This is a genomic window from Bacillus sp. HY001 (assembly GCF_007558965.1).
Taxonomy (GTDB): Bacteria; Bacillota; Bacilli; order Bacillales; family Bacillaceae_G; genus Bacillus_A; species Bacillus_A mobilis.
The window spans coordinates 1-11,585 of the sequence record NZ_VLTE01000100.1 but is presented as its reverse complement, the minus strand read 5'-3'; the positions used below and the strand labels follow the sequence as shown (position 1 = coordinate 11,585).

Below are 11,585 nucleotides of genomic sequence, written 5' to 3'. Positions count from 1 at the left end.
AACTACTGCAAACCCTTTTCCATTTTCTCCAGCACGCGCAGCTTCAATAGCAGCGTTTAATGCGAGAAGATTGGTTTGTTCGGCAATGTTAGTGATAGGTTCTTCCAGTTAATTTTTCATTAGAGAAGATTTGAATAATTGTACCTACTTTTATTGTATTTCCCACAAATTTCTCCTCCGCACTTAAATATGATACTTACTATTTTGTTGATTATTATAATCATTTGATTTTTTGTCCTAATAGCACCTCTATAAGGGTATTTATTCTTTTATCTTGCACACTATAATAAGTTTCGTATCCCTTTCTATTGCTAGCTAGTATTTTTTGTGATTTCATTACGGCTAGATGTTGAGATGTGGTAGACTGTGGCCTTTCTAAAAAGTCTGCTATTTGATTTACATTGCATGGACCTCTTTTAGTAAGTTCTATTATTATTTTGATTCTTATTGAATGTGATATTGCCTTTAAAAGGTTAGCGTTTTCTTTGTAAATAGACATTTAAATTTTTCTCCCTAACGTGTATTTCTATTGCTGTTTAAATAAAAAATATAAAACTATATATAATGATTAATAACTTTATAAAAATATATTATAGAATGTTAACATTTTTATAAGTGAAATTGTGCTTGCCCTTTATCAAGTAGAGGATGAAAAAGCGTTGGTATTGTAAAGTAAGAGCGAATTTTAATAATTACTTCAAGGTATTTACTGATTCCTTTTCTATAAATAAAGAGAGGTCTTAAACCTTAAAGAACTTTTAATTTAACACCTATAAAATATGGTTATAAAACAAAATCCAACTATAAGGATAATGGATATTGTAATAAATTGATTGTAGTATCTTTGCAATTATTGTATTTATTTGAGGGGAATAGTCTTTTTTGTTTTCTTATGTAAATTACGTGAATCACCAACGGTTTATTTGGTAAACATGGGATGAAATATAGCTGTTTGATTGCAATTTCATCCTGGAATTGAAGTTTCTTAATGGATTAGACGATTGCTTTCAAAGATGAAAAGCCCATGTCAATGAAGGGATTGAAGAAATATATTTCTTATCATCTTGAGGAGAATGTTGCAGAAACATTTTATAAATTTGCTCTCATTGAATTTTAAACATACAGGTAGAAAAACAAATAAAAGGGTTACTTTATAAAGGTGCTCAACAAAAATAAACGTTTATAAAATTATTTATATCACCTTTATAAATTTGATATTTCAATGTTTCATGAATATGGACCCATCGTTTGTAAAGGTATACCTTTACAAACAACGGATTACTATCTTGTTGTTAGAATAAATTTATTGTTTTAACTATTTTTTAAAAATAAGGTTAGTGTAAACTCAAAAAAATAGATTAGGTTCCAATATTGGATAAAGGAAGATATTTTTAAATTGAAACCCATAACCATTTTGATTTCTTTTTTGAGAGAAGAATAAATAAATCTATAATTTGTTATATAATGTAATAAAGAAATTAATAAGGAGAATATTTTATGTTTAGAAAAAAAACTAATTGGAAGGCAACAGTTTTAAAATTAATAATTTTTTCTGTAGTATTTGGTTTTGTATCAATATTGCTATATTTTAGTTTATTTGCTGGCTTAGAAGGAATAAGTTCGTTGATTGCTAAAAGATTTAATATGGATACGAATACCGAAATAATAAAATCTACAAATTCTACCTTTGGTGCTATGCTGGTGGCGATGGCTACTGTTTATTGGAATTTCGCAAGTAATGAAGATAAAGATAAAAATAAGCTTATAAAAAAGAAAGTTGTAATGCTTCATATGTTGAAAAGAAGGTTTGATAAAATACAAAGAAATATTGAAGATATTAATCGTTTCTTGTTAAATCATAATTTAAATGTTGAATTAAAACAAACGTTTAAAAATAACTTGATTGAAATCAGAAAGATAGAAGATGAAGTTATTGAAATGATTGTTGAAATAGAGGATTTTAATTTGTATGAAAAAAGCAATTTATTTTTTGAAACGATTTATACTGAGGGAGTTTTTGAAACAAAAAACGAGTTGAAAAATTATTTGTTAAAATTAGATGGGAACATAAGAGAATTGAATGAAATAGTATCTCTTGAATTGACATCGCATTTAAATAAATAAGATTATAAAGAATGCGTATTATATAATTTATATAATACATATTTACTTATTAAATGAAATATATTTTCTGATTCCTATGCATTTATGCCTTTAAATTTAAAAAGTTACCTGCGGAATTAAGGGCATAGATTTCTCAAAATAAAAGAAAAGATACCTGGTTGTTTTTTCTAGGTATATAAAAAATATAATAAACGTGAAGTCAAATAAGAGGAAGAGGACTATGATGTAATCCAATTGTTAAACTGATGAAAACCAGTGATAGTATACACACATATGGATATCACTGGTTTTTGGAGTCTAACGATTTATATTTTATTATAAAATTAATTTTGCTGTAACCAATTTCTAAAACGGACATATTGCTTTTGGGAACTATGTATCCAAATTTCTTCCTGTGTTGAATTTATTATCGTCCCTTTAGCAACATATGGATATAATCCTAGATATTCTTGGCCGTTGTAACTATCATCATAGCTGCTTTTTAAAACTGGTAAAATGGCTACTTTTTGTTTAATACCATCAAAGTATCCCAATTCCCAAGGCATCCATAAAGAATGATCTGAGTTTTCTGATATAGCAAAGAACAATGACTTACAACTTTGCATACGTTCTCTTAAAATACCAGCAGTTTCTTTTGAAACTTTTGAGCGATCTAATTGTTTATCTTCAATCCAATCAACATATACAGAATAACCCAAACCTTCAATATAGTTTTTTAATCCTAAAATTTTTCGAGCATCCAAAAAACTGTGAGATAGAAATATATCGTAAATTTTATTTTTATCGTAATTTTTGTATGCTTGTTCTAGTATATTTTTTGCAGCTTGATTTTCGCTAAAATGATAACTTTTTTGAATTGATTTATAAGAATTATTAAGTAAATCGTTTTCGGTGAATAGTGTCAATTTCAGTTCTCCCTTCTCTTTAACAGTATTATTATACTTTATCGTATATATGGATTATTTTATATTTATATGAAAGTTATATATTTTTTATAGATGAGTTTATAATGGAGTCTATTGTAATGATAATCGTTAAAATAAGCTTAATTTTATGCTGAAAATACCGCTTTTTTTATTTATAAATTAAAAATTTTAATCTATTTTTGATTTAGTAATTCATTTAAAAAATTTTAAGAACATACAAACTGTTAAACTTATCGAAGCCATTAATTTTAAACGAAAAAGCTGATATTAATGCTTATATATCTATTTGAAGACTAATTTTATTATGTTTTTAGAAATTTATAATTAATTTACTAATATATTGCGATAATTAGAACCATTTGAATTACAGAAGTGCCACCAACGAGGAAGCAATCAATTAAATAGTAAGTTTAATAATTTTATTAAGAAATTGATTTGTTATACGAAATTTTATTATATGATAAAATATTTATGTAATAAATGTAAATTTGTATATTAGGTAAGGGGAATGAAAATGAATCCAATAGTTGAACTATTTATTAAAGATTTTACAAAAGAAGTTATGGAAGAGAATGCTGCAATTTTTGCAGGAGCGGGTTTATCAATGTCTGTTGGGTATGTTAGTTGGGCGAAGTTATTGGAGCCTATTGCTCAAGAAATTGGATTAGATGTAAATAAAGAAAATGATTTAGTAAGCTTGGCGCAATATTATTGTAATGAGAATCAGGGTAATAGAGGTAGAATTAATCAAATTATCCTAGATGAATTTTCTCGAAAAGTAGATTTAACTGAAAATCACAAAATTTTAGCTCGATTACCAATTCATACTTATTGGACGACAAATTATGATAGGTTAATTGAAAAGGCATTAGAAGAAGAAAATAAGATTGCTGATGTAAAGTATACGGTAAAACAATTAGCTACTACAAAGGTAAAAAGAGATGCAGTTGTATATAAAATGCATGGAGACGTGGAACATCCCTCTGAGGCAGTTTTGATTAAAGATGATTATGAAAAGTATTCTATAAAAATGGATCCGTATATTAAGGCGTTGAGTGGGGATCTAGTTTCTAAGACATTTTTATTTGTTGGATTTAGTTTTACTGATCCCAATCTAGATTATATATTAAGTCGAGTAAGGAGTGCTTATGAAAGGGATCAAAGAAGACACTATTGTTTAATAAAAAAAGAAGAGCGAAGACCAGATGAATTAGAGGCGGATTTTGAGTATAGAGTAAGAAAACAGGAATTATTTATTAGTGATTTATCACGTTTTAATATAAAGACTATTGTACTTAATAATTACAATGAGATTACCGAGATATTACAACGAATTGAAAATAATATAAAAACTAAAACAGTATTTTTATCTGGTAGTGCGGTTGAATATAATCATTGGGAGACAGAACATGCTGAACAATTCATTCATCAGTTAAGTAAAGAATTAATTAGAAAGGATTTTAATATAGTATCTGGTTTTGGACTTGGTGTAGGGAGTTTTGTTATCAATGGAGTTCTAGAAGAATTGTATATGAACCAGGGAACTATAGATGATGATAGACTTATTCTAAGACCGTTTCCACAGGGGAAAAAGGGCGAAGAGCAATGGGATAAATATAGACGAGATATGATTACAAGAACTGGGGTAAGCATCTTTTTATATGGAAATAAAATAGACAAGGGACAGGTTGTTAAGGCTAAGGGTGTCCAATCTGAATTTAATATTTCTTTTGAACAAAATAATTACGTTGTTCCGGTAGGTGCAACTGGTTATATTGCAAAAGATTTATGGAATAAAGTAAATGAGGAATTTGAAACGTATTACCCAGGTGCTGATGCAAGGATGAAAAAATTGTTCGGAGAATTGAATAATGAAGCATTATCAATAGAGGAACTGATTAACACTATAATAGAGTTTGTAGAAATCCTATCCAACTAATCATTACTGATTATTAATCAGAGAGGAACTGTTAAATTATGGCGAAAAGAGTTTTTTTTAGTTTCCATTATCAAGATGTAATTGATTTTAGAGTAAATGTTGTAAGAAATCATTGGGTAACAAAATTAAATCAAAGTGCTGCGGGGGTCTTTGATGCATCTCTTTGGGAAGATGCAAAAAAAACAAGTGATATAGCACTTAAAAGATTAATAAATGGCGGGCTAAACAATACCTCAGTTACATGTGTTTTAATTGGATCTCAGACTTTTAATAGAAGATGGGTGAGATATGAAATTATGAAAAGTATAGAAAAAGGAAATAAGATAATAGGAATTCATATTAATGCTTTTAAAGATAAATATGGAAATATTAAAAGTAAAGGGCCTAATCCTTTCGATTATTTAGGGTATCAATATAGTTCAGACGGCAAACAGTTACATTTGTATGAGTGGACAGGGGGAAAATGGGAGGAATATAAGGATTTGGCACCATATAGGGTGAATCAAATTGCTCCAGAATCACTTAGAGGAAAATTCTATAGTTTGTCATCGGTTTATCGTGTGTATGATTGGGTTGCTGATGATGGATATAACAAATTTTCCTCTTGGGTGAACTAATTAAGTTTTGGATAAAATTATAAATAGAATTGCTATTGGGATTAGATACAAAATGATTAAATAAGAAAAGTACCTATAAAAGTAGGTGCTTTTTTCTTTGTTATATAGAAATTACACATTAATTTATATTTAGGTTATTTTAAAAAGAAAAAGTGATGAATGATGGTATTCTTACAATTAATAGTTACTTATAACTATATGTACATGAAAAACATCTATATTATTTTTAAATATAGATAAATATCTTTCAGTAAGAATGCACCATTCTTCTCTATTTACCTATCCTTATATTTTTTATAATTTATTATGATATAGATATTGATCTAAAGTACTTTATATAAAATTAATAATTGGAATTTTTATGGGGAAGGCGGATTTTTGGTTGTTAATTAACATAATTTTCAAATACTAAAACTCTATATGTTAATATTCGTTATATAATGAAATCAAGCCGTAATCAATATGGTTTCCCCGTTATGAATAATGAGATAATTTATGTTTCCCGTGTATTCGCTTTAAACCAAAAAGAACTTGTAGTGATTCCTACAAGTTCTTTTTTTATTTTCAAATCAACAAAAATCCGAGATGAGTCTTCTCATTTATTCTTAACTAAAAAAATCCATTAATTTAGTTAGTCAATTTTCTAGACATATGCTATTTATCAATTAGCAAACTAATTGGAATTAAATTTCTTAAAACAGGGACACTCTGGATAGTTTTATCTAATTCCTTCAATATCTCCTCCCTCTCATTAGGAGATACTTGCAAACCACCAACTAAACTTTTCCCTTTAAATACAATAGAATCCGCTTTTCCTTGTTTAAATTCAATTAATTGAAATTCATTTTTTGACATCATATAATGATTATTATTTATTGTAAGAGGGGATACAAGCATTCTATTTTTATCTTTATCTAACATAACAAACTCTTTCCCCTTATATTGTACAATTGTATAATCTTCTTTTTTCTCAGCTTTTGTATATCCATATTGAAAGAAAATCCAAGATGAACCTATACCAAATATAATGATTATAATCCCTCTTATTCCCCAGTTACATTGCTTCCAAATATAAGCCAAGGGGTTTCTTCTATAAATAGCAACAATCCCCTTTAAACATAGCTTTAAAAGTCCATTTTTTATTGTTCCTGATTTCAACTTTTTTAGGGAAAGTATGATAAATAAAAATAGTAATATTGATAGTAAGATGAAAAAAAGTACCCATACTCTCATACCTAATAGATTAGCTACATTAAAATTATATGTGGAATGTCAACACTAGACTGGACAATTTTTATAAGGTCTGTTTCTTATATTCCACTGGCGTTAAATAGCCTAGTGTTCCGTGAATTCGAATGTTGTTAAACCAATGAACATAATCATCAAGTTCAAGAGCGAGCTGTTCAAGAGAAGCGAAGTGTGCTCCGTTTGCGAATTCTGTTTTAAACACTTTGAACATCGCTTCGGCCACAGCGTTATCGTAGGGGCAGCCCTTCATACTTAATGATCGTTGAATTCTGAATGTTTCTAAAGCCTCTGAAATCAGTTTATTATCAAACTCTTTTCCTCGGTCTGTATGAAACATCTTGATGTTATGTAAATTTCCTTTAATACTCGCTAATGCTTTATACACAAGGTCTGCTGTCTTATTTGGACCAGCACTGTAACCTATAATTTCTCGGTTGAAAAGGTCCACAAATAAGCATACATAGTGCCATTTTTTTCAACACGGACGTATGTTAAATCACTGACAACTACAGCTAATTGCTCTTCTTGTTTAAACTGACGTTGTAACTCATTTTTGATTGGTGCTTCATTACAGGTTTGTTTATACGGCTTGTATTGTGACACCGTATAATTTGATACAAGTCCTAATTGTTTCATAATTCGACCGATTCGACGTCTAGAAACGACCATCTTCTGTTTCTTTAATTCTACTTTGAGTTTACGAGTACCATAGTTACTACGGCTTTCTTTAAAGAGTCGTTCTATTTCGTTGGAAAGCTCAACGTCTTCTTTTTCATGTGCGTCTTGTTCACGCGGCTTGGCGTGATAGTAGTAGGTACTTTTGGCGATGTTAAGGACGTTACACATTGCTGATACTGAATATTTGTGAGTGTTATTTCGGATCACATCTATTTTCGTCCCATGATCAGCGCTGCTTGCTTTAAAATGTCATTCTCCATCATTAAACGTTGATTTTCTTTACGTAATCTGATTAACTCATTTTCTTCTTCTGTCCGATTTTCTTTAGCAGTAAATGTCCCAGTTTCTTGATGATTCTTAATCCAGCGATCCAACGCAGAAGGCGTTATTTCATATTCTCGACAGATATCTGCACGGGACTTTCCATTTCCATATAGCTTTACTAATTGAAGTTTAAATTCTGGTGTAAAAGTTCGACGTTGACGTGACATAGTAGCACGCTCCCTTAGGTTAGTATGTTAAGTCTACTAGCCCTTATAGTATCTGTCCAACTTAGTGTAGCCGATTCAGAATACCATTCGATATGTCTGTAATCGTACATTTTGATATAAACTAGTATATTCTTGTTATTGTCCTAATTCGTTTTTTTAGGATGGCTTCGTTTGATTTAATTTAAATGTAAAGTAAGCTGAAACTTAAATTATTCGTTATAGGTTAAAGTAATTTATTTTAAAAAGAAAATTATGTAATTTTATTGATAATCATGTAAAATATTCTTATATATGCAAGGGAGAGATAAGAATATGAGTACATTAGAATTAGCAAAAGCGGGAGCTCCAATTGCTGCACAATTTATCAAACCACTTATTGATGATTGGTTAAAACCAAAACTTGTAAAGTGGAATAGTAAAAAAGAGTTAAATGAAAAATTAGAAGGTTCTATTTATGACAATTTTTATGAGTATTTAAAAACAGCATATAACGAATTTCAAACTGTAAATTTGATTGCACTAGGTAATGAACAGATTAAGATTGGTGACATATATCAAAGTCTAACTTTAGTAACTTCCGAAAAAGAAGAATACAAAATTGATGGATATAATAGCGAATTAGTTGAGAAATATGAAAAAATATTAATTGAAGATGTGGCAGGAATGGGCAAATCGACATTAATGAAAAAGATGTTTATCGCTTCAATTGAGGAAAATAGAGGTTTGCCTATATTCATTGAATTAAAAAAGATGGAAGAAAAAAGTCTTATTGATATAATAGTTGAGAACTTAAGTATGATTAATAAAGAGGTTGAAAAGGAATTTATCTTAGAACTAATTAATCGTGGAGATTTTATCTTTTTCTTGGATGGTTATGATGAAATTCCTTTTGAAATTCAACAGAAAGCTACAGAAGAATTAAAAGCTTTTTTTCAAAAGACCAGCAAAAATATTTTTTTTATGACCTCGAGACATGAGCAAGGATTAACTAGTTTTGGGCAATTCAAAAAAACTAAAATTAAGCCACTAAGAAAAGATGAAACATTTAGTCTCATAGAGAAAATAGACAATGTGACTAAAATTAACCTAGCTCAAGACTTAATTGAGAAGATACATAATGTTATCAGCAATAATTTAAATAACAGGCAATTTGAGGACCTTCAAAAATTTTTAGAAGTTCCACTGTTAGCTACTTTAGTATACATCACATTTAGGCATAAAAGAGACTTAGCTTCTAAAAAAGATGAATTTTATGAAAAGGTTTATAACGCGTTATATCAAGATCATGATTTATCAAAAGACTACTTAGTTCGAAAGAAAAAAAGTAATCTTTCAAAAACAGATTTTTTTCAAGTTCTAAGTAATCTTGGATTTTTATGTCTTAAAGAAAATAAAATCGAATTTAAGGAGTCTGATTTATTAAGTCTAATAAATCAAGCTATAAATAATGTTTACGGTATAGAAAAAGAAATTAAACCTGATGATGTACTATATGATTTAACTAAGAGTATAGGGTTGTTCCTACAATTTGGTGTTTATTTTAAATGGACACATAAATCCTTTATGGAGTACTTTGCAGCTGTTTACGTAAAGAATAATCAAAGTGAGGACATATTAAAAAATATACTTAACAGTCAAAGATTCGAAAGCTACTTAAATTTTCTTGATATATATCATGATATAGATATGAAGACTTTCGATAAAGTTTTACTTTTACCAATATTAAATGATTATATTGCTTATATGAATGAAGATAAAAGTGTCAGTGATAATGATTTGAAATCTTTATTCTATAACACTATATTCCGTATAGAAGCAGAGGAAAGGATCAATTATGACGAAAATAGACATAAGTTGATTGTAAAAGAAGTAGAGGAATCTCTTGGGGTAAATGGACTAAATTTAGTAGCCATAAATTTTTGGATAAACAAGAAGCCATTTGGAATCATGAAGATCGTAGAAAATAATAAGTTCTATATGATATTTTCTATTTTGGAAAATAAAAACAAGTCAATACTGAAAATGAAATCACGGACAACCTCGATACCAGAGTTGGATGAAAGATTGTTATTATCGAGATTTAACATGATGAACTTAAATTCAATTGAACTGGAAGCTCTACAACTTGTAATTGCTAATAATTATATTTTTGACTTTGAGTTAGTTAAAAGTTATAAAAAGCAAATCGAATCAAACAAAAATACTACCCAAGGTTTTTCAGTTGAAGGATTTTAGTCTGATTTAAATTATATATAACAACTATTGTAATATGTACAGGAGGTTAATCTTTAATTTAGAAGTTGAAGTAAAGCTCTTAAATTCTTTTAAATTTCATCGATTTAATTAAATTATTTAATGTAGTTACAGGTCTTTGTAAAATCAGAAACTATCGATGTAAAACTACTTAATTAAAGAACCATTAATCCTTTCATTCACAGTTATGAATAATGAGTTCAAGGTTTGCTAACGCATATTTTAGTTCAATAATCATTGAAAAAGGACTGTCTAAATTTTACAGTCCTTTTTCAATGATTAAATATCAACATTTTACTTTAAGAGAGCTTATTTAAAAAAGAAAATTTTCTCTTAATTGTATCATTTTTTCTGATCGGAATAACATTTTTTAATATATTTGCAACTTCTATATTCATATTTGAATCTAGGTGCCTAATATGGTTTATATGTCATCGTGTCATTCACGGACAACTAAGGTGTTTTCTCCAAGGAATCCCATAGCGGAGTATGAACATCTCATATAACAAGCTAACCTTTGTTGTATCTAGACCAAATATAACAGAAGTAAGAGACGCTGAATGGATTGTGCGTCATTGGTTAGGGATGGATATGTACCATTTGATACATCCTTTTATACGTGTTTGAGTTGAACATGTTTAAAATATTGGAAATATCTTTTTAGGGAATTTTTAGTTTTGAATCCCATTCTGTTTACTAACTCATCTTCAGTTAATTCTTGCTTAATAAGACGGAGAATAAAAGTGTTTCTCATCTGCTGTGCACAGATACGCCTATTTAACTCCGCACGTTTCACTTCAAGTCGTATCATCTTTTGTATAGCAACCTCAGACATAGCCTTTGGTGCATCATTTTCGTAAACCCATCGATAAGTACCCCGATTAAAATCAAATGCCACAAATAGGGGATTATCTGTGTGCTGCCGAGGTCTTACAGGTTCAGGGATAGTCGAATAATATTTGTAAAGCTGTTGTGTATCTTCGGCTGTTAAGAAGATGGATCTAGTAACTCCGTTTTCTCCTGGAACAATTAAAGTGTTCCTAGCAAACTGTATATGGTTCATATTAAGCGATACAAGCTCTTGCAAAGACAAACCATAGTTTACTATTAAATTAATTATACAAACGTTTCTATCCATGATTAGAGGCCGGTACTTAGCTTGTCTCTCTGTTAATCCCTTAGTTGATAGAACGGTTTGTTTTAAAAGTGCTTCTTCCAATTCGGTAATAAAATCATTGTCATTTAGTGATTGATCCGGAATTAAAGAGAGATGAATATCATCTAATGGACTAACTATACCTAAAAACAT

At 29.0% G+C, this 11,585-nt stretch carries 8 protein-coding genes and 2 pseudogenes; 4 read left to right on the top strand and 6 right to left on the bottom strand.

Translation table 11 applies throughout. The annotated features are described in order from the left end of the window. Positions 1-96, bottom strand: a pseudogene (locus tag FOT98_RS28140) (methyl-accepting chemotaxis protein); the annotation flags it as partial. Positions 97-220: 124 nt separating this feature from the next. Beyond that, a complete protein-coding gene (locus FOT98_RS28135; RefSeq protein WP_000029763.1) occupies positions 221-499 on the bottom strand; it encodes an ArsR/SmtB family transcription factor in 279 nt (92 codons plus the stop codon). 998 nt (positions 500-1,497) lie between these two features. Here FOT98_RS28135 and FOT98_RS28125 point away from each other — a divergent pair. Beyond that, positions 1,498-2,124 carry a hypothetical protein gene (locus FOT98_RS28125; protein ID WP_000488710.1) on the top strand — a complete coding sequence of 209 codons (627 nt, stop codon included), beginning with the start codon at positions 1,498-1,500 and terminating at the stop codon, positions 2,122-2,124. Between the two features lie 323 nt (positions 2,125-2,447). Here the strand turns inward: FOT98_RS28125 and FOT98_RS28120 are convergent, their stop codons facing one another. After that, entirely contained in the window at positions 2,448-3,029 is a 582-nt protein-coding gene (locus FOT98_RS28120; RefSeq protein ID WP_000171970.1) for a toll/interleukin-1 receptor domain-containing protein, read from the bottom strand. 529 nt (positions 3,030-3,558) lie between these two features. Between FOT98_RS28120 and thsA the strand changes: the two genes are divergently transcribed. Both thsA and thsB read left to right on the top strand, forming a co-directional pair. After that, positions 3,559-4,989 carry a Thoeris anti-phage system NAD(+) hydrolase ThsA gene (gene thsA, locus FOT98_RS28115; protein ID WP_002078322.1) on the top strand — a complete coding sequence of 477 codons (1,431 nt, stop codon included), beginning with the start codon at positions 3,559-3,561 and terminating at the stop codon, positions 4,987-4,989. Positions 4,990-5,027: 38 nt separating this feature from the next. Continuing rightward, the gene (thsB, locus tag FOT98_RS28110) at positions 5,028-5,606 is read left to right on the top strand and encodes a Thoeris anti-phage system ThsA activator ThsB (RefSeq protein WP_001129548.1); all 579 of its coding nucleotides are present in this window, start codon (positions 5,028-5,030) and stop codon (positions 5,604-5,606) included. A 654-nt stretch (positions 5,607-6,260) separates the two neighbouring features. On the opposite strand, the gene FOT98_RS28105 is transcribed toward thsB, so the two are convergent. Both FOT98_RS28105 and FOT98_RS28100 read right to left on the bottom strand, forming a co-directional pair. Continuing rightward, positions 6,261-6,686, bottom strand: a complete 426-nt coding sequence (locus FOT98_RS28105) for a hypothetical protein (RefSeq protein ID WP_000323497.1) — start codon at positions 6,684-6,686, stop codon at positions 6,261-6,263. Between the two features lie 214 nt (positions 6,687-6,900). Continuing rightward, a pseudogene (locus tag FOT98_RS28100) lies at positions 6,901-8,023 on the bottom strand (IS3 family transposase). 312 nt (positions 8,024-8,335) lie between these two features. Between FOT98_RS28100 and FOT98_RS28095 the strand changes: the two are divergent. Continuing rightward, the gene (locus tag FOT98_RS28095) at positions 8,336-10,258 is read left to right on the top strand and encodes an NACHT domain-containing protein (protein ID WP_000105407.1); all 1,923 of its coding nucleotides are present in this window, start codon (positions 8,336-8,338) and stop codon (positions 10,256-10,258) included. A 631-nt stretch (positions 10,259-10,889) separates the two neighbouring features. On the opposite strand, the gene FOT98_RS28090 is transcribed toward FOT98_RS28095, so the two are convergent. Further along, the coding region (locus tag FOT98_RS28090; RefSeq protein ID WP_144291193.1) for a site-specific integrase at positions 10,890-11,585 on the bottom strand (696 nt) is incomplete at its 5' end.